At 71.7% G+C, this 18739-nt stretch carries 16 protein-coding genes; 3 read left to right on the top strand and 13 right to left on the bottom strand.

The features are described 5' to 3' along the window. The first annotated feature begins 197 nt into the window (after positions 1 to 197). Complete coding sequence (locus ACZ7MG_RS14385; protein ID WP_471390667.1) at positions 198 to 1472, top strand: PH domain-containing protein; 1275 nt, start codon at positions 198 to 200, stop codon at positions 1470 to 1472. Positions 1473 to 1867: 395 nt separating this feature from the next. Here ACZ7MG_RS14385 and ACZ7MG_RS14380 read toward each other — a convergent pair whose 3' ends face one another. Together ACZ7MG_RS14380 and ACZ7MG_RS14375 are read right to left on the bottom strand one after the other, a co-directional pair. Beyond that, positions 1868 to 3550, bottom strand: a complete 1683-nt coding sequence (locus ACZ7MG_RS14380) for a hypothetical protein (RefSeq protein WP_471390529.1) — start codon at positions 3548 to 3550, stop codon at positions 1868 to 1870. A 248-nt stretch (positions 3551 to 3798) separates the two neighbouring features. Further along, a complete protein-coding gene (locus tag ACZ7MG_RS14375) occupies positions 3799 to 4923 on the bottom strand; it encodes an alpha/beta hydrolase (protein WP_471390526.1) in 1125 nt (374 codons plus the stop codon). A gap of 193 nt (positions 4924 to 5116) precedes the next feature. On the opposite strand from ACZ7MG_RS14375, the gene ACZ7MG_RS14370 reads away from it, so the two are divergent. Next, positions 5117 to 6973 carry a phosphatidylglycerol lysyltransferase domain-containing protein gene (locus ACZ7MG_RS14370; RefSeq protein ID WP_471390523.1) on the top strand — a complete coding sequence of 619 codons (1857 nt, stop codon included), beginning with the start codon at positions 5117 to 5119 and terminating at the stop codon, positions 6971 to 6973. A 34-nt stretch (positions 6974 to 7007) separates the two neighbouring features. On the opposite strand, the gene ACZ7MG_RS14365 is transcribed toward ACZ7MG_RS14370, so the two are convergent. The 11 genes from ACZ7MG_RS14365 to dacB form a co-directional block, all read right to left on the bottom strand. Next, positions 7008 to 7493, bottom strand: a complete 486-nt coding sequence (locus ACZ7MG_RS14365; protein WP_471390520.1) for a DUF3180 domain-containing protein — start codon at positions 7491 to 7493, stop codon at positions 7008 to 7010. Between the two features lie 120 nt (positions 7494 to 7613). Beyond that, the gene (gene folK / locus ACZ7MG_RS14360) at positions 7614 to 8225 is read right to left on the bottom strand and encodes a 2-amino-4-hydroxy-6-hydroxymethyldihydropteridine diphosphokinase (RefSeq protein ID WP_471390518.1); all 612 of its coding nucleotides are present in this window, start codon (positions 8223 to 8225) and stop codon (positions 7614 to 7616) included. Further along, the gene (gene folB / locus ACZ7MG_RS14355) at positions 8222 to 8581 is read right to left on the bottom strand and encodes a dihydroneopterin aldolase (protein WP_471390516.1); all 360 of its coding nucleotides are present in this window, start codon (positions 8579 to 8581) and stop codon (positions 8222 to 8224) included. The genes folK and folB overlap by 4 nt, the downstream gene beginning before the upstream one ends. 185 nt (positions 8582 to 8766) lie before the next feature. Further along, the gene (locus ACZ7MG_RS14350; RefSeq protein WP_471390513.1) at positions 8767 to 9270 is read right to left on the bottom strand and encodes a nuclear transport factor 2 family protein; all 504 of its coding nucleotides are present in this window, start codon (positions 9268 to 9270) and stop codon (positions 8767 to 8769) included. Next, complete coding sequence (folP, locus tag ACZ7MG_RS14345) at positions 9267 to 10136, bottom strand: dihydropteroate synthase (protein WP_471390510.1); 870 nt, start codon at positions 10134 to 10136, stop codon at positions 9267 to 9269. The genes ACZ7MG_RS14350 and folP overlap by 4 nt, the downstream gene beginning before the upstream one ends. Positions 10137 to 10169: 33 nt before the next feature. Further along, a complete protein-coding gene (gene folE, locus ACZ7MG_RS14340) occupies positions 10170 to 10775 on the bottom strand; it encodes a GTP cyclohydrolase I FolE (protein ID WP_471390508.1) in 606 nt (201 codons plus the stop codon). A 201-nt stretch (positions 10776 to 10976) separates the two neighbouring features. After that, complete coding sequence (ftsH, locus tag ACZ7MG_RS14335) at positions 10977 to 12998, bottom strand: ATP-dependent zinc metalloprotease FtsH (protein WP_471390664.1); 2022 nt, start codon at positions 12996 to 12998, stop codon at positions 10977 to 10979. Positions 12999 to 13196: 198 nt separating this feature from the next. Next, positions 13197 to 13757, bottom strand: coding sequence for a hypoxanthine phosphoribosyltransferase (gene hpt, locus ACZ7MG_RS14330; RefSeq protein WP_086753289.1), 561 nt, complete (start codon positions 13755 to 13757; stop codon positions 13197 to 13199). Positions 13758 to 13848: 91 nt separating this feature from the next. Next, on the bottom strand, positions 13849 to 15027 hold the full coding sequence (tilS, locus tag ACZ7MG_RS14325; RefSeq protein ID WP_471390505.1) for a tRNA lysidine(34) synthetase TilS: 1179 nt from the start codon (positions 15025 to 15027) through the stop codon (positions 13849 to 13851). 191 nt (positions 15028 to 15218) lie between these two features. Further along, a complete protein-coding gene (locus tag ACZ7MG_RS14320; RefSeq protein WP_471390502.1) occupies positions 15219 to 16343 on the bottom strand; it encodes a zinc-dependent metalloprotease in 1125 nt (374 codons plus the stop codon). Between the two features lie 154 nt (positions 16344 to 16497). Beyond that, positions 16498 to 18150, bottom strand: coding sequence for a D-alanyl-D-alanine carboxypeptidase/D-alanyl-D-alanine endopeptidase (gene dacB / locus ACZ7MG_RS14315; protein WP_471390500.1), 1653 nt, complete (start codon positions 18148 to 18150; stop codon positions 16498 to 16500). A 79-nt stretch (positions 18151 to 18229) separates the two neighbouring features. Between dacB and ACZ7MG_RS14310 the strand changes: the two genes are divergently transcribed. After that, the gene (locus ACZ7MG_RS14310; protein ID WP_471390497.1) at positions 18230 to 18721 is read left to right on the top strand and encodes an inorganic diphosphatase; all 492 of its coding nucleotides are present in this window, start codon (positions 18230 to 18232) and stop codon (positions 18719 to 18721) included. Positions 18722 to 18739: the final 18 nt, after the last annotated feature.

Raw genomic sequence — 18739 nt, 5'->3', positions numbered from 1 at the left:
GGGACGCGGACGCGGACGCGGAAGCCGGCGACGGGGTACGGGCGGAGACGCCGGGCGGCGGGGCCGAGGAGTCGGGGGGCGGCGGGGCCGTGGAGTCGGGGGCCGTCGGGGCCGAGGAGCCAGGGGCCGTCGGGGCCGAGGAGTCGGGGGCGGAGGACGTCGGCGGGGCGGGGGCGAAGCCGGTCGTCGAGCATCGGCTGCATCCGGTGACGCCGCTGCGGCGGGCCTGGGCGCCGGTGGCGGTGCTGATCGGGTGGGGTGTGCACGATCCGGACGGGGCGCAGCGGCAGCTGCTGCGGCTCGACACCTCGACCCTGCTGATCGCGCTCGCGGTGTTCGTCCCGGCCGCCGCCCTGTACGGGTTCCTGACCTGGTGGTTCACCCATTTCGCGGTGACCGACAGCGAACTGCGCATCCGTACCGGCCTGTTGTTCCGCCGTACCGCGCACATCCGGCTGGAGCGCATTCAGGCCATCGACGTCACCCGCCCGCTGCTGGCCCGGATCGCGGGCGTCGCCAAGCTCAAACTCGACGTCGTCGGCACCGACAAGAAGGACGAGCTGGCCTACCTCGGCGAGGCGCACGCCGGCGCACTACGGGCCGAACTCCTCGCCCGTGCGGCCGGTTTCGCGCCGGACACCGCGCACGAGGTCGGTGAGGCGCCCGTACGGCAGCTGCTGAAGGTCCCGGCGGGCGTGCTGGCCATGTCCCTGGTCCTGACCGGCGCCACCTGGGGGACGCTGGTGGCCGCGGTCGTCGTGCCGTCCGTGCTGTGGTTCGCCACGGAGAGCGTGTGGACCGTCCTCGCGACCGCGCTGCCGCTGCTGGGCGCGGCGGGGGCGAGCAGTGTGGGGCGGTTCGTCGGCGAGTACGACTGGACGGTCGGCGACTCCCCCGACGGGCTGCGCATCGATCACGGGCTCCTCGACCGGGCCCACGAGACGGTCCCGCCCGGCCGGGTGCAGACCGTACGCATCGTCGAACCGCTGCTCTGGCGGCGCCGCGGGTGGGTCCGGGTCGAGCTGGACGTGGCCGGCTCCTCGAACTCCGTCCTCGTGCCGGTCGCTCCGCGTGAGGTGGCCGAGTCGGTGATCGCCCGGGTGCTGCCGGGGGTGTCCGTCCCGGGCGCGGGGGCGCTCGTACGGCCGCCGGGGCGTGCGCGGTGGTGCGTGCCGGTGTGGTGGCGGGGGTACGGGTTCGCCGTCGACGACGCGGTGTTCGCGGCGCGGCACGGGCTGCTGCGGCGCCGGCTGGACCTCGTGCCGCACGCGAAGGTGCAGAGCGTACGGCTGTCCCAGGGGCCCTGGCAGCGCTACAAGGGGCTCGCCGACGTACGCGTCGACACCGGCGCCAACAAGACGGTGACCGCGCGGCTGCGGGATGCCGGGGAGGCGGCCGGGCTGCTGCGCGCGCAGGCGGAACGGTCGCGGACGGGGCGGCGGGAGGCGTTGCCTGATCGGTGGATGGTGTAGCGCGGCGCGGCTTGGCGGGTGGGTGCCGGGGCCCTTGGCGGTGCGTGGCCTGGGTCCCTGTGGCGGTGGGTGGGCGCCCGGCGGCTTGGGAGGGGCGGCACCCCTCGCCTGTGCCCGGCACCCGGCGGCTTCGGCTGAACCGGGGTGGGTCCCGCTGCTCGGCGGTTACGAGGCGCCGCCTGCGCCCACCCGTGCCGCCCCAGCGGCACGATTGCCCGCAGGGGGCGGGGGGCAGGGGGCGGGCCCGGCGGCGCGGCCGCACTCGTGCCTGGCGGCTCCGCCCGGGGCGGTCACACCGACGGCCCGGCGGCATCAGCCGGGGCGGCATCGGCCGGGGCGGTCTCGCCGGGGGGCCCGGCCGGGCTTGCCGGCGGGCCGTTAAGAGCGTTCGGTGGCTAGGACGCCGCCGTGCGCAGGCCCTGTACGTCGATCTGTTCTGTCTCGTCGTGGGCGGTGAGGTCGATGACCTGGCCGATGCCCCGGGAGGCTTCGTCGGCGGGCTTGAACCGGGACTCGGACTCGGCCTTGTGGAGCGCGAGGGCCTCCTGGCCGACCACGTCGGCGAGGTCCTCGTTCTGCACGGCCTCCAGGGCGTCCGCCCCCTTCTGCGTACCGAAGAAGTCGAACCCGCCCTCGACGGCCGCCCGCCGCTGCGGCGCGGCCGGCACGACGGCCACGGCGGTCGGCACCGTGAAGTGCCCGGCCGACGGCAGCGCGGGCAACACCGGCAGCGCCGCCGGAGCGTCCTGCTCGGCCTGCCGCACCTGCCCCACCCGCCCGGACGGCTCCACGCGCGTCAGCTCACCCACCCCGGTCGACCGTGCCGGAGCGGCGACCGCGGGTGCGGACTCGGCGGTCGCGCGCTCATGCCCGCGGACCGCCACGGACTTCCCCGTCGCGTCGTCCTCCTCGGCGGTGAGCACCGGAGCCGGCTCCTCCGCCGCCTCGGCGGAACGTCCCTGCCGAGTCCCCCCATCGGTCGGCCCGTCCGGATCACCCTTGGGAGAGGGACCGCCGCCCCCCTTGGGCGAACCCGAACCCGAACCCGAACCCCCCTTCGGCGCCTGCTCCTTGACGTCCGTACCGTCAGCGCCGTCCGATGCGGTCGGCTCGTCATCCGGTACGTCAACGGCGTCGGCGGCGGGCTCTTCGGACTCGTCCTCGTCAGCCCCGCCGACGTTGTCCCCCTCGACAACCGCCTCCTCGGCAACCGCCTCTCCGGCAACCGTCTCTTCGGATTCGGCGGCGGCCTCAACCAGCTCCTCGGACTCTGACTCGAACTCGGGCTCACCCTCACCCTCGCCCTCGTCCTGCACCACCCCCCGCTGCGTGATGATCCGGTCCAACGCCGAGTTCGCGCGCAGGAACAGCGAGGAACCGGCCGGCGAGAACACGGAGATCGGCTCCGCCGCGTCGGCCGGGGCAGCCACAGCCCCGGTCTTCGCGGACTCCGCGGCCTTGGCCGCCGCCTTGGAAGCCGTCTCCCAAGAAGCCCAGGGCGCCCCCGCCGCGGGAACCCCCTGCGGCGGCACCGGCGAGGCCTTGGCCTTGGCCCCGTCGCCGTCCGAAGCCGCGTCCGCGTCCACGTCCGCCGCCGGAAGCGCCCGCGCGTCCTCCGGGGCCGTCGCCTCGATCTCCAGCAGCCGGCGCCCCTCAAGGGCGCTGGCCCGCTCGGTCTCGGCGGTGGCATAGCGGCGCAGCAGCGCGGCGTGCTCGTTGCGGAGGTTCGCCAGTTCGGTGCGCTTGGCGCGGAGCTTGTGCTCCAGCTTGGTGCGCAGCTCGCGCGACTCGTCGAGGTCGGTCTCCAGTTCGGCGACCCGCTCCTCGTGACGCCATTCGTCGCTCGCCCGCGCGCGCGTGAGGTCGGCGACCCGTTTGCCCGCCTCGACGTCCCAGCGGCGCATGACCGCCGCGCCCACGGCCGCGGTCGCCGCCGCGACGGCGGCGGTGACCCGCAGCACCGACGGTTCGGAGAACACCCAGGGCCCGAGGGCGCAGACGAGCGAGACGCCTGCGATCGCCGTGGGGGGCAGCAGCCTGTGCAGAGGAGGTGAATGGCGGTGACGTCCACGTGGCATGGCCAGAAACTTACCGCGCGTAGGCGAATGATGGTGCCCCGGGCCGTAAAAACTCAGCCGCCCCGCAAGCTCTCACAAGCCCTCACTAGCTCCCTCACCGCCGGTGCACCGACACGCCCACCGGCGACTCCTCTACTGGATCAACGCCAGTGAATCCAGATAGACCTTGGCCACATCTGCCGCCTCCCCCACCCGGGATTCCGACGCGTCACCGATTCACCGATTGACCGATTCACCGATGCACCGGTTCACCGATCGCTCAACCGCCCGCTGATCCACTGCAGCGTCGCCGGGATCTCCCGCCGCCACGTGTTGAAGTTGTGCCCACCGCTGTCCAGGATGATCGACGAGATCCGGGTCGGCCGCTTCTCCTTCACCTGCTCGATGAACGCGAGCGTGGCCTTGTAATTGGTCTCCCCCTGTCTGCTGCTGGTGACCAGCAGAGAAGTGTCGGGCGCCGGACGGTGTTTCAGATACCAGAACAGGTCCGCCTCGTTCCGCAGCGTCTTGTTCCCCTGGAAGAGATCACCGGTCGTCGCGTCGATCGGCGCCTTGTAGTACGGCGAGAGGCCCGCGCCGGCGGCGTACACCCCGGGGTGGTGCATGGCGAGTTTCAGCGCGCAGTAACCGCCGGTCGAGTCGCCGATGATCCCCCAACTCCCGGGCTTCTTCCCGACCCTGTAGTGGTGGCCCACGGCGTCCGGCAGGTCCCTGGCGAAGAACGTCTCGGTCCGCGGCCCGCCCGGGACGTCCACGCACTCGGTGTCGCGCGGCGGCGCCACGGTCGGCCGCAGCATGACCAGGATCATCGGCTGCGCCTTGCCGTCGCGGGCCAGCTTGTGGGCCGTCTGCGGAAAATGGAGGCCCTTGACGAGCGCCTCGGCGGTCCCCGGGTAGCCGGTGAGGACGACGGCGGCCGGGAAGGTGCGGGTGCGGTACCGGGGCTGGAAGTACTCCGGCGGCAGATACACGTACGCCGGGCTCGCGATCCGGCTCGTACGGCCGACGATCTCGACCTTCTGGATCTGGCCGCCGACCGTGGGGCGGGCGCCACCGGCCACGTTCACCGGTTCGGTGTCGACGACCCGCAACGGCCCGCCGGTGTCGGCCCCGTCATGGTCGACCACCACCCCCTGTCCGGTCTCCCGGCCCAGGAGGTCGGCCCAGCTGGCGTAGAAGCCGAAGGCCTGGTTGGCGGCGAGGCCCACCGACGCGAAGACGGCGACCTGGGTGGCCAGCAGGACGACGATCCGGCCGCCGACCGACCGCCAGCCGCGCCGGGCCAGCCGCGGCCACAGCCACACCGTCCCGATGAACAGGAGCACGGCGGACAGCACCGCCAGCACCAGCACCTTGTTGCTCGTGAGACCCATCGGGTTGTCCCCCGCCGCCCTTCCATTCCTTGTCTTTCCTTGCCCTTTGGTTCAGCTTTCCGGTGGAGAGTGAACCTCCCTCGCCAAGGCACCGTCCTAGAGGGCGCAATGTCGCCGGATGCCGGAAAAGGCACCGGATCCAAGCTCACTCGCGGAACTACGGGATGCGATGTCTGTCAGGACAGATGGGGAAATGTCGGGTGGGGTTCCGGACCGATCAGACCGATCGGACCGATCGAGCCGCCTCCCGTCGAGCGCCGTCCGGCGCGGCTACGGCGCCGTGCGCGGCGCGCTGAACGGCCCGCGCCCCGAGGCCGTGCCCGCCCTGGTCGCCAGGGCCTGCACGCTCGTCGGGCTCGTGGACATCGCCGCGGGTGTGTTCCCCCGCTTCAGGAACAGCCGTATGCACACGCTGGCCGAGGTGCTCCCGGGCGCGCTCGGCCCGTTCGCGGCGGCCCTCTCGCTGAGCGTCGGTGTGCTGCTGCTCCTGCTGGCGCACGGTCTGCGCCGGCGCAAGCGGCGGGCCTGGCGCGCGGCGGTGTTCCTGCTGCCGGCCGGGGCGATCGCCCAGTTCACCTACCGGCACTCGCTCGTCGGGGTCCTCGTCTCGCTGGCGCTGCTGATCCCGCTGGTGCGCCACCGCGACGAGTTCCGCGCCCTGCCCGACCCGACCAGCCGCTGGCGGGCGCTGGCCAACTTCGTGCTGATGGGCGCCGGTTCGATCGTCCTCGGTCTGCTCGTCGTCAGCGCCCACCCCGGCCGTATGGTCGGCGACCCGAGCCTCGCGGACCGGCTCGAACACGTCATCTACGGCCTGTTCGGCTTCGAGGGCCCGGTCGACTACGCGGGCACCACGTCCTGGACGGTGGCCTTCTCCCTCGGCGCCCTCGGACTGCTGACCGCCATCACCACCGTCTACCTGGCCTTCCGCCCCGAGCACCCGGCGGCCCGGCTCACCGACGACGACGAGGCCCGGCTGCGCGCCCTGCTGGAGCGGCACGGCGGCCGCGACTCGCTCGGCCACTTCGCGCTCCGCCGCGACAAGGCGGTCGTCTTCTCCCCCAGCGGCAAGGCGGCGGTGACCTACCGCGTCGTCTCCGGGGTGATGCTCGCCAGCGGCGACCCGATCGGCGACGTCGAGGCCTGGCCCGGCGCGATCGAACGCTTCATGGACGAGGCGAAGGCCCACTCCTGGACCCCGGCCGTGATGGGCTGTTCGGAGACCGGCGCGGAGGTCTGGACCCGGGAGACCGGCCTGGACGCCCTCGAACTGGGGGACGAGGCGGTGGTGGACGTCGCGGATTTCTCCCTCGCCGGACGCGCGATGCGCAACGTGCGTCAAATGGTGAAGCGCATCGAGCGGCTCGGTTACGAAACCCGGGTACGGCGCGTCCGTGACCTCGGCGAGGCGGAGCTGGACCGGATCCGCCGCGCCGCCGAGGACTGGCGCGGCACCGACACCGAACGCGGTTTCTCCATGGCGCTCGGCCGCGTCGGCGACCCGGCCGACGGTGACTGCCTCATCGCCACCGCGCACAAGACCGACGAGGTCCCGGGGGCGTACGGCGACCTCAAGGCCGTACTGCACTTCGTGCCCTGGGGCCCGGACGGCGCCTCCCTGGACCTGATGCGCCGCGACCGCTCCGCCGACCCCGGGATGAACGAACTCCTCATCGTCGCGGCCCTCCAGGCGGCCCCCCGCCTGGGTGTGAAGCAGGTCTCCCTGAACTTCGCCATGTTCCGCTCGGCCCTGGCCCGCGGCGAGAAGATCGGCGCCGGACCGGTCCTGCGCGCCTGGCGCGGCCTGCTGGTCTTCCTGTCCCGCTGGTTCCAGATCGAGTCGCTGTACAAGTTCAACGCGAAGTTCCGCCCGCGGTGGGAGCCCCGCTTCGTCGTCTACGCCACCTCACGCGACCTCCCGCGCATCGGCCTCGCCGCGATGCAGGCGGAGGGCTTCGTCAACCTCGCCCTGCCCCGGTTCCTGCGGCGCCGCGCCAAGGCCCCGGCTCCGTGTACGCATGCCGTGCGCTCCGCGAGCAACGCCGTCTGAGTGAGGAAGCCGCAGGGACAGCGGGCGCCCGGCGTCAGGTCGCCCGCGCCGCGCCGCCGCCCGTGTCGTCGTCCTCCGGGAGCTTGCAGACCCGCTCCAGGAAGAAGGCGGCCACTATGACGCCGATGCCCGCGAGGACGGAGAACCCGGCGTAGATGGCCTGGTCACGGCGGGCCGGGACGTCCAGGGACTCCAGGAGGAAGACACCGACACCGCCGTACATCCCGGCGACGAGCGAGGCGACCAGAGCGCTGGCCTGGCCGAAGACGACCGCGCGGGCGGCCATCAGGGGCTCCACGCCCTTGGCGTCGGGCCGGCGCTCCCGCTGGGCCTTGAGCCGGCTGCGCAGGGACAGCGCGGTGGCCGTCAGCACGACGGCGATCAGGGCGAGCACGATCGGGGCGGCCAGCGGGACGCTCGGCAGCGTGCCCACCGAGTTCCACAGCCGGGCCCCGGCCCAGGACAGCACCCCCGCCACCACGAACACCGCGGCCAGCGTCCTGATGCGCAGCTCTTTCACGATGCCCCTTCGACGAGCCCGATGGTCCACGGAAGCCGGGTCCCACGGGCGCCGGGTGGTCGGCCCGGCCGGTGGTCCCGACGGCGTCGGGGATGATCCCGACCCGGTAGACCTTAACGACTACTCGGGCAGGTGGAGTTCCAGGTCGGCGCGGGGCGACACGCCTTCGCCGGTGACCTCGTCCAGCAGCAGCGCGACCGGGCCCCGGCCGGCGAGCCGGGCCTCCGGCTCCACGTCGTACCAGGGGGCGAGGACGAAGGCCCGCTCGTGCGCGCGCGGATGCGGCAGCGTCAGCGCCGGGTCGTCGGAGACGACGTCCGCGTACGCCACGATGTCGACGTCCAGCGTGCGCGGCCCCCAGCGCTCGTCCCGCACCCGGTGGAAGGCCTCCTCGACGGCCTGGACCCGCTCCAGCAGCGAGGACGGCGGCAGGGTGGTCTTCAGCACGACCACCGCGTTGAAGTACGAGGGCTGGCTGCCCGGCGCCACCCCCCACGGCTCGGTCTCGTACACCGGGGAAACGGCCTTGATCCGGACGCCGGGCGTGTCCTCCAGCGCGTCGATGGCGCCCTGGAGGTTCTCCAGCCGGTTGCCCAGGTTCGAGCCGAGGGAGAGCACGGCCCGGCGGGGGTTGTGCAGCGTGGTGTCGGCCTCGTCCACCTTCTGCACGACGGAGGCGGGCACCGGCTGGACGGTCGGGTCGCTCTGACCCTCGGTGAAGAACGCGGTCATACTCGGCTCCGGGTGATGGTGACGGTCACGTCGTCGAAGGGGACCGTGATCGGCGCGTTCGGTTTGTGCACGGCGACCTCGACCTCCTGGACCCCCTCGTGCTTCAGGCACACCTGGGCGACGCGCTCGGCGAGCGTCTCGATGAGGTTCACCGGCTCGCCCTCGACGACGGCGACGACCTCCTCCGCCACGACCCCGTAGTGCACGGTCTTCGCCAGGTCGTCGTCGGCCGCGGCCGGCCGGGTGTCCAGGCCTAGCGTGAGGTCCACGACGAAGATCTGGCCCTCCTCCCGCTCGTGCGGGAACACCCCGTGGTACCCACGGGCCCTGAGGCCGCGCAGCGCGACACGATCCACGCGAATCACTCCTGCAATCGTCGACGACGGCCGATGTCCACCGGTCTCTTCCGTATGCGCGGATGTGCGGTCGGCACACCGGCCCCTTCGAATCTACCTGCGAGCACCGACAGCGCTCACCCACGGCGACCCGCGTCCTCCCCTGTACGGGCAGGGTTCACCGGGCGTTTCCCCCGCCTACCCACTCAGGAGGGTGACTCGTCCCCCTCGTCGTCATCGGATTCGGTCAGTACCGGGGAGCCGTGGTGCGACCAGAGCTTCCAGCCGTCGGATGTGCGGCGGAACACGTTCGTGGCGACCACCAGCTGCCCCACGAGCGGCCCCAGCTCGTCACTGCCGTCCGGCGCGGGCCCCCCGCTGAGGATGTTCTCGGTGCAGGTGACGAGCGCGGTGTCCCCGGTCACCGACACATGCACATCGGTGAGGAAGAACTGGATGTACTCCGTGTTCGCCATGATCAGCGCGTACGACCGCAGCACCTCGCCGCGCCCGGTGAGGACCGGCCAGCCGGGGTGGACGCAGGAGATCACCCCGGTATCGGCGGGGTCGTGGTACTCCTCGTCGACGCCCACGTCGGCCGGGGTCAGCCAGAGCGAGGAGAGCGTCTCGAAGTCGCCCTGCTCCATCGCTTCGTAGAAGGCGCGGTTGGCGAGTTCGACGTGTTCGACGTCGGTGTGGGGAGCGCTCACCTCTCCCGGGCCCCTTCGAGGGCACGGGCCACCCGGACCGCGTCGGCGGTGGCGCGGACCTCGTGCACCCGGACCGCCCAGGCGCCCTGCTGGGCGGCCAGCGCCGACACGGCGGCCGTGGCGGCGTCCCGTTCACGGGCGGGCGGCGGGGCGCCCTCCGGGCCCGCCAGCACCCGGCCGAGGAACCGCTTCCGGGAGGCGGCGACCAGCAGGGGCCGGCCGAGGCCGTGCAGCCGGTCGAGATGGGCGAGGAGGGCGAGGTCGTGCTCGGCGTTCTTGGAGAAGCCCAGACCGGGGTCGACGACGATACGGTCCGCCGCGACACCGCCCTCCAGAACGGCCTCCACGCGCGCGTGCAGCTCCTCCAGCACCTCGGCGACGACGTCCTCGTAGACGCCCTTGACGTTGGCGCCGCCCTGCATGAAGCCCCGCCAGTGCATCACCACGAAGGGGGCGCCCGCGTCGGCGACCACCGGGATCATCGCGGGGTCGGCGAGGCCGCCGCTGACGTCGTTGACGAGCGCGGCACCGGCCGCGAGGGCCTGCTCGGCGACGGCGGCGCGCACGGTGTCCACGGAGACGACGACACCCTCGGAGGCCAGTCCCCGCACGACGGGCACGACCCGCCTGAGCTCCTCGGCCTCGTCGACACGGGTGGCACCGGGACGGGTCGACTCACCGCCCACGTCCACCAGGTCCGCGCCCTCCGCGACCATGTCCAGGCCGTGCTTGACCGCGGCCGTGGTGTCGAACCAGCGGCCGCCGTCGGAGAACGAGTCCGGGGTGACATTGACGACACCCATGACCGCACAACGGTCCCACCCGGGCATTCCGGCCACCTGACCACGCCGGTTCTGCTTGCTCATGCGCCAAGCCTAGGCCCCCGGCGGCGGGTGAGGTCAGTGGGCCATGATCAGGCTCATCGCCTCGTTGCGGGTCGCCGCGTCCCTGAGCTGGCCGCGCACCGCCGACGTTATGGTCTTGGCGCCGGGCTTGCGGATGCCCCGCATCGACATGCACATGTGCTCGCACTCCACGACCACGATCACGCCGCGCGGCTCCAGGATCTCCATCAGCGAGTCGGCGATCTGCGTCGTCATCCGCTCCTGCACCTGCGGGCGCCGGGCGTAGACGTCCACGAGCCGCGCCAGCTTCGACAGACCGGTGATCTTCCCGCTGGTGGACGGGATGTACCCGACATGGGCGACGCCCCGGAACGGCACCAGATGGTGTTCGCAGGTGCTGTACACCTCGATGTCCTTCACGAGCACCATCTCGTCGTGTCCGAGGTCGAACGTCGTGGTCAGCACATCCTCCGGCTGCTGCCACAGTCCCGCGAAGATCTCCTTGTACGCCCGCGCCACCCGCGCCGGCGTCTCCCTGAGCCCCTCCCGGTCGGGGTCCTCACCGACCGCGATCAGCAGCTCCCGCACGGCGTTCTCGGCTCGCTTCTCGTCGAACTCGCCGATGGTGCCGTCGCCGTCCAGCGTCACGGGATCGGTCATGTCGTGCCTCGCTCCTGAGCCTGCGACGCGTACGGACCACGCGTCTCATCTTTCGGCCATGCCACGGCCATGTCGTGGCCATACGAAAATGCCGCGCCCCCCAGGCTAATTCCAGGGGGGCGCGGCATCCATTCCGGGTTTGGTGAGACGGCCGGGGCCGGGAGCCGAGGCTCCCGGTGGCCGGTTCTCACCGGTCGGGCGTCAGCTCTCCGGGCTTTCCTCCGGGGTCACGGTCGCGTCGACGGGCGCCTTGGTGGTGATGGCCGGCGTCGCGCCGTTGGCGCCGTTCGTCAGTGCCAGCTCCCGGGGGGAGAGCACCGGCGGACGGGTGGAGGGGGTGCGGCGGGAGGAGCCGGTCCAGGCGGGCCGGGGCGGGCGCTTGACGATGGGGGCGAAGATCTCGGCGATCTGCTCCTTGCCCAGCGTCTCCTTCTCCAGCAGCTGCAGCACCAGGTTGTCGAGGACGTCGCGGTTCTCGACCAGGATCTCCCAGGCCTCGTTGTGCGCGTTCTCGATGAGCTTCTTGACTTCCTCGTCCACGAGCGCGGCGACCTCTTCCGAGTAGTCGCGCTGGTGAGCCATCTCACGTCCGAGGAACGGCTCGGTGTTGTCGCCGCCGAACTTGATGGCGCCGAGACGCTCGGTCATGCCGTACTGCGTGACCATCGCGCGGGCCAGTCCGGTGGCCTTCTCGATGTCGTTCGCGGCACCCGTGGTCGGGTCGTGGAAGACCAGTTCCTCGGCGGCGCGGCCACCCATCATGTAGCCGAGCTGGTCGAGCATCTCGTTCCGGGTGGTCGAGTACTTGTCCTCGTCCGGCAGGACCATCGTGTACCCGAGGGCGCGCCCTCTCGACAGGATGGTGATCTTGTGGACCGGGTCGGAGTTCGGCGAGGCCGCCGCGACCAGGGCGTGACCGCCCTCGTGGTACGCGGTGATCTTCTTCTCCTTGTCCGACATGATCCGGGTCCGCTTCTGCGGGCCCGCGATCACGCGGTCGATCGCCTCGTCCAGCATGTGGTTGTCGATCAGCTTCTTGTCGCTGCGGGCCGTCAGGAGCGCGGCCTCGTTCAGGACGTTGGAGAGATCGGCACCCGTCATACCGGGGGTGCGGCGGGCGACGGCGCCGAGGTCGACGTCGGGCGCGACCGGCTTGCCCTTCTGGTGGACCTTGAGGATCTCCAGACGGCCCTGCATGTCCGGGCGGTCGACGGCGATCTGCCGGTCGAAGCGGCCCGGGCGCAGCAGCGCCGGGTCGAGGATGTCCGGGCGGTTCGTCGCGGCGATGAGGATCACACCGCCCTTGACGTCGAAGCCGTCCATCTCGACGAGCAGCTGGTTCAGCGTCTGCTCGCGCTCGTCGTGACCACCGCCGAGGCCGGCGCCGCGGTGGCGGCCGACCGCGTCGATCTCGTCGACGAAGACGATCGCCGGGGCGTTCGCCTTGGCCTGCTCGAACAGGTCACGGACCCGGGAGGCACCGACACCGACGAACATCTCGACGAAGTCGGAACCGGAGATCGAGTAGAAGGGGACGCCCGCCTCGCCGGCGACGGCGCGCGCCAGCAGCGTCTTGCCCGTACCGGGCGGGCCGTAGAGCAGCACACCCTTGGGGATCTTGGCGCCGACGGCCTGGAACTTGGCGGGCTCCTGGAGGAACTCCTTGATCTCGTGGAGTTCCTCGACGGCCTCGTCCGCGCCCGCGACGTCGGAGAACGTCGTCTTCGGGGTGTCCTTGGTGATGAGCTTGGCCTTGGACTTCCCGAAGTTCATGACCCGGGAGCCGCCGCCCTGCATCTGGTTCATCAGGAACAGGAAGACGACCACGATGAGGACGAAGGGGAGCAGAGACAGCAGGATGCCGACGAAAGCGTTCTGCTTGGTCGGGGAGACCGTGTAGCCGTCGGGGATCTGCTTGTTCTGGAACTTGTCCTGCAGGGTGTTGGCGAGGGTGACGCCCTGGTCGCCGATGTAGCTCGCCTGGATCTTCGAGCTGCCCTCGATCTTCTGGCCGTCCTTGAGCTGAACCTTGATGGTCGACTCTTCGCCGGTGGTCAGCTTGGCTTCTTTGACCTTGTTGTCATTGATCGCCTGGACCACCTGGCCGGTGTCCACCGTCTTGTAGCCGCCGGACGAGCCGACGACCTGCATCAACACGACCACGGCAAGGACGGCCAGCACGATCCACATGACTGGCCCACGGAAGTATCGCTTCACGTCCATCCATACGGAGCGGTGCCGCCCCGTCCCTCCTGCCATAGTGAGTTTGATAAAGACTTTTACAGATTGCTCTTCGGACGGTACCCCAGCATTGTCACCCGAAGCCGCAGGGGACTGTCGGCGATCCCGTCCTCGCATGCTCCAACGGCGCGAAACCCGCTGGGGTTCCCGAGCGTCTTACGGCGAAGGGCCGCAGCCGGTTCAACCGCCGTAGACGTGGGGCGCGAGCGTACCGACGAACGGGAGGTTGCGGTACTTCTCGGCGAAGTCGAGGCCGTAGCCGACGACGAACTCGTTGGGGATGTCGAAGCCGACCCACTCCACGTCGATGGCGACCTTGGCGGCGTCGGGCTTGCGCAGCAGGGTGCAGATCTTCAGGGACTCGGGCTCGCGGGAGCCGAGGTTGGAGATCAGCCAGGACAGGGTCAGACCCGAGTCGATGATGTCCTCGACGATCAGGACGTGCTTGCCCTTGATGTCGGTGTCGAGGTCCTTGAGGATCCGCACCACACCCGAGGACTGGGTGCCCGCCCCGTAGGAGGACACGGCCATCCAGTCCATGGTGACCGGGGTGGACAGCGCCCGGGCGAGGTCCGCCATGACCATCACCGCGCCCTTGAGGACTCCGACGATCAGCAGGTCCTTGCCCGCGTACTCCGCGTCGATCTTCGCGGCCAGCTCCACGAGCTTCGCGTCGATCTCTTCCTTGGTGATGAGCACCTCTTTGAGGTCGGTGCCCATGTCTTTCGCGTCCACCCGCATCACTTTCGGTCGTCCCAGGGCCGCTGCCGGACGCCCGCGTCCCGTGCGGGGGGCTCGGGGCCCGTCGCGCGGGCCCCTTCGGCGTCCGGATTCAGCCTTGCCGAATCACCAGTCTGCCACCCTGCCGCTGGGCGACGACCCGGCCGGGGAGATTGATGGCCCCCTGACCGCGCCAGCCGGTGATGAGACGGTCGACCTCTTCGATGTGCCGGGCGAAGAGCGAACCGGCCGGAGCACCGGCCTCGATGGCGGCCCGGCGCAGGATCCGGCGGCGTACGGCGGGCGGCAGGGCGTAGAGCTTCGCGCACTCCAGCTGGCCCGCGGCGTCCCGGACCGAGGCCTCGGCCTGGCGGGCCCAGGTGTCGAGGGCGTCGGCGTCGTCCCGGGAGAGCTGGGCCGTACGGGCGAGGGCCTCGACGACGCCCTTGCCGAGCGCCTTCTCCAGGGCGGGCAGGCCCTCGTGCCTCAGCCGGGACCGCGTGTAGGCGGGGTCGGCGTTGTGCGGGTCGTCCCACACGGGCAGCGACTGGACCATGCAGGCCTTGCGGGCGGTCTGCCGGTCGAGCCCGAGGAAGGGGCGGCGGTAGCGGCCGTCGGCCCCCGAGACCGCGGCCATACCGGACAGGGAGCGGATACCGGAGCCGCGGGCGAGACCGAGCAGGACGGTTTCGGCCTGGTCGTCGCGGGTGTGGCCGAGCAGGACGGCGGTGCCGCCGTGCCGTTCCAGTGCGGCGTCGAGGGCGCCGTAGCGGGCGTCCCGGGCGGCGGCCTCGGGGCCGCCGTCGCGGCCGACGGTCACGGCCACCGACTCGACCGGGTCCAGGCCGAGTTCCCGCAGGCGCAGGGCGACTTCCTCGGCGCGCAGGTCGGAGCCGGGCTGCAGACCGTGGTCGACGGTGATGCCGCCGGCGCGGACGCCGAGCTTGGGCGCCTCGAAGGCGAGGGCGGAGGCGAGCGCCATGGAGTCGGCGCCGCCGGAGCACGCCACGAGCACGAGCGGCCGCTCGTCCGCGGTGGTGCCGGGCCGGCCGGGGCCCGGGCGCGCGGAGCCGCCGCGCCTGACCTCGACGGGTACGGCGGCGGGGGGTACGGCCGTGGGGGGCGCGGGCACCGGTGGTGCGCCCGCGGCCGAGGGCGCGCCGGACGGCGCGCCGGGGGTCGCGTGGGCGGGCGCGTGCAGGGTGGTGTTCGTGTGGTGTTCGGTGAGGAGGTCGTGGAGTACGCGGCGGACCGCCAGGCGTATCGCCGCGACCGCGGGGTGGGGACCCATGTCCGGTTCCCTTCATGAAGTTGTCGGGGGGTGAGCCCGGGTTCGGTCACTCAGAGTGTGTAGATGGTGACAGAACCGGGCCGTTCCCCGAGCATTGCACGCCTACCCCTGGCTCACGGTCCCTCGGACGGGTGATTGGAGGAGCGTTCGCCTGCCGTCGGCCGGATTCGTTCACCCCGCTCGCGCGCGGCTCACGACTCCGCCTTGCGATGCACCCGCGCGACCCAGTCCGCCGGTTTGGCGATCTCCGCCTTGGTCGGCAGGGTGTTCGGAGAGGTCCACACCCGGTTGAAACCGTCCATGCCGACCTGTTCGACGACCGCCCGTACGAACCGTTCGCCGTCCCTGTACTGCCTGAGCTTGGCGTCCAAGCCCAGCAGTTTGCGCAGCGCCTGGTCCAGTCGGGAGGCGCCCTTCGCGCGGCGCTGCTGGAACTTCTCGCGGATCTCGGCGACCGAGGGCACGACGGCCGGGCCGACGCCGTCCATCACGAAGTCGGCGTGGCCCTCCAGGAGGGACATGACGGCGGTCAGCCGGCCGAGGATCTCGCGCTGGGCGGGGGTCTGCACCAACTCCACGATCGAGTGACCGTCGTCGCCCACCTCGCCCTCGGGCCGGCCACCCGCCAGTGACTGGGCGGCCTCGCGGATGCGTTCCAGGAAGGTCGTGGGGTCGACCTCGGTCTCCGCCAGGAACGACTGGATCTCGCCCTCCAGGTGGTCCCGCAGCCAGGGGACCGCCGTGAACTGGGTGCGGTGCGTCTCCTCGTGCAGACAGACCCAGAGGCGGAAGTCGTGCGGCTGTACGTCGAGTTCGCGCTCCACGTGCACGATGTTCGGGGCGACGAGGAGCAGCCGACCGCCGCCGTTCTCGCCCGCCGGGAGTTCACGGGTCGCCGGGGCGAACGTCTCGTACTGGCCGAGCACCCGGGAGGCCAGGAACGACAGGAGCATCCCCAGCTCCACGCCGGTGACCTTGCCGCCGACCGCGCCGAGGACGGCGCCGCCCGGGGTGTTGCCGCGACGTTCCTGCATCTTGTCGAGGAGGGGCTTCAGCAGCTCCCGGAAGCCGGCGACGTTGGCCCGGACCCAGCCGGGGCGGTCCACGACGAGGACCGGGGTGTCGTCACCAATGTCGGGCAGCATCCGGGTGAAGGCGCGGACGTGTTCCTCCGACGCCTTCGCGTGCCGGCGGAGCTCGGCGACGATGGCCCTGGCCTCGTCGCGGCTCACCTCGGGGCCCGGCCGCACGAGCCGGGTCGCGGTCGCCACCGCGAGATTCCAGTCGACCATCTCGGCACCACCGATACGAGTCATGTTGTCAACCGTACGTGAGCGTTGCCGCTTGGGGCAGGCCGTGGGGTGGGGGTGCCTGGGGGTTCGTGGGTACGTGCGGGTGGGTGGGGGTTCTCGCGCAGTTCCCCGCGCCCCTGAAAGGCATGGGCTGCGCCCCATGCCTTTCCCGGCCGTCTCAGCGGCAGCCGCAGGTCGCCAGGGTCGAGGTGGCGTCGGTCAGGGCCTTCTTGGCCGGGATCGTGTCGGGCAGGTCGGTTTCCGTGGCGAGGAAGGCGAAGGCGAGCAGGCGGCCGTCGGCGTCGACGACGGTGCCGGCGAGGGTGTTGACGTTGCTGAGGGTGCCGGTCTTGGCGCGGACGACGCCGGTGCCGGTGGAGTCGTCGGCGTAGCGGGTGCGGAGGGTGCCGGTGAAGCCGGCCACGGGGAGGCCGGTGAGGACGGGGCGGAGTTCGGGGTGGGAGGGGGCGGCGGACTTGGCGAGGAGGGCGGTGAGGAGGGCGGGGGTCAGTTCGTTGCCCCGGCTCAGGCCGCTGCCGTCGGCGAACTCGACCCCGGTCAGGGGCACTTCGAGCTTCTTGAGTTCCTTCTTGATCGCCGCCGCGCCGCCCTCGAAGCTCGGCCGCTCGCCCGTCGCGAGCGCGATGTGCCGGGCGAGGGCCTCGGCGATGTCGTTGTCGCTCTCGGTGAGCATGCGCTCGACCAGGGTGGAGAGGGGCGGCGAGGAGACCTCGGCGAGCTGCTTCGCGTCCTTCGCGGCTTCGGCGGAGCCCTCGGTCTTCACCTTGACGCCCCGCTCCTCCAGGAGGTCCGCGAACTTCGCGGTCGCCGCGGCCGCCGGGTCGGGGTCACGGTCCGCGCTGCCGCTGGACGAGTCGTCGAGACGGGCCTCGTCGGCCATGAGGGGGACGACCAGGGCGAGGTTGGGGTTCACGCCGATGGTGTGCTGCTCGGGGCCCTCGTAGAGGGAGGCGTCGTAGGTGAGGGTGATCTCGTTCAGGTGACGCTTGTCGAGGGCGGTGGCCGTCCGGTCGGCGAGGGTGCGCAGGCTCGCGTAGCCGGCGGTGTCCTTGTGGGCGGTGAGGGTGGGGTCGCCGCCGCCGACGAGGACGACCTCGGCGGAGTCCGGGTCCAGGACCGTACGGGTCTCCACGCGGTGGTCGGGACCGAGCGCCGAGAGGGCCGCGGCGGCCGTGGCGATCTTGGTGGTGGAGGCGGGGGTCAGGGCCTCGTCCGCGTGCTGGGAGTACAGCTGCTCGCCGGTCTCGACGTCGACGACGGCTGCGGCGACGCGGGGGCCCAGGACGGGTGCCTTCAGGAACGGGTCGAGGGCGGCCGCCAGGGCGGCGGACTCGGGCGCGGTGTCCGCGCCGGAGGCGCCGCCGAGGCCGGCGAGCACCGAGGGGGCGCTCGGCGCGGGCCGGGGCGCCCCCGCCGCCGTACCGGAGGACGTACCGGAACTACGTCCGTGATCTGCGCCACCCTGGCTGTCGCGCGATGCCGCCCAGTCGCGCTCGGCCGTACGCTGACCGGAGGAGTCCCAGGGTCCGGCGGCGGCCACCGCCCCGGCCGAGAACACCAGCCCCAGGGTGGCCGCGCCGGCGGTGAACTGGAGGGTCGTGAGCTTCTTCGTGCTCCCCGCGAGCTGCGAAGAGCGTGCCGTGACGGCGCTCGTGACGCGTACGACGCCGGGTTTCACCACCTGCGCGACGCGCGCGGCACCGGGCTTCACGGCGCGCGTGACGCGCGCGATCCCCGGTTTCACGCCGTGCACCACCCTCAGCACGCGCGGTCTCGCGGCCCGCCAGACCTTCGGCTCCCGCACGACCACCAGCCCCTTTCGCGATCACACACCTGCGTGAGGGACACTTAACCACCAGAACTATGTGTTGATCATGGAGGAGTCACCGGTGGAGTTCGACGTCACGATCGAGATTCCGAAGGGTTCGCGGAACAAGTACGAGGTGGACCACGAGACCGGTCGGATCCGCCTGGACCGTCGCCTCTTCACCTCGACCGCCTACCCGACCGACTACGGCTTCGTCGAGAACACCCTCGGCGAGGACGGCGACCCGTTGGACGCGCTGGTCATCCTGGACGAGCCGACGTTCCCGGGCTGCCTCATCAAGTGCCGTGCCATCGGCATGTTCCGGATGACGGACGAGGCCGGCGGTGACGACAAGCTGCTCTGCGTGCCGGCGACGGACCCGCGCCAGGAGCACCTGCGTGACATCCACCACGTCTCGGAGTTCGACCGCCTGGAGATCCAGCACTTCTTCGAGGTCTACAAGGACCTGGAGCCCGGCAAGTCCGTCGAGGGCGCCGACTGGGTCGGGCGCGCCGACGCCGAGGCCGAGGTGGAGAAGTCGTACAAGCGCTTCAAGGAGTCCGGCGGTCACTGACCCCCGCGGGTCTTCCGC

The organism is Streptomyces sp. NPDC107538, assembly GCF_055657445.1.
This window is presented reverse-complemented; position numbering and strand designations above follow the sequence as displayed.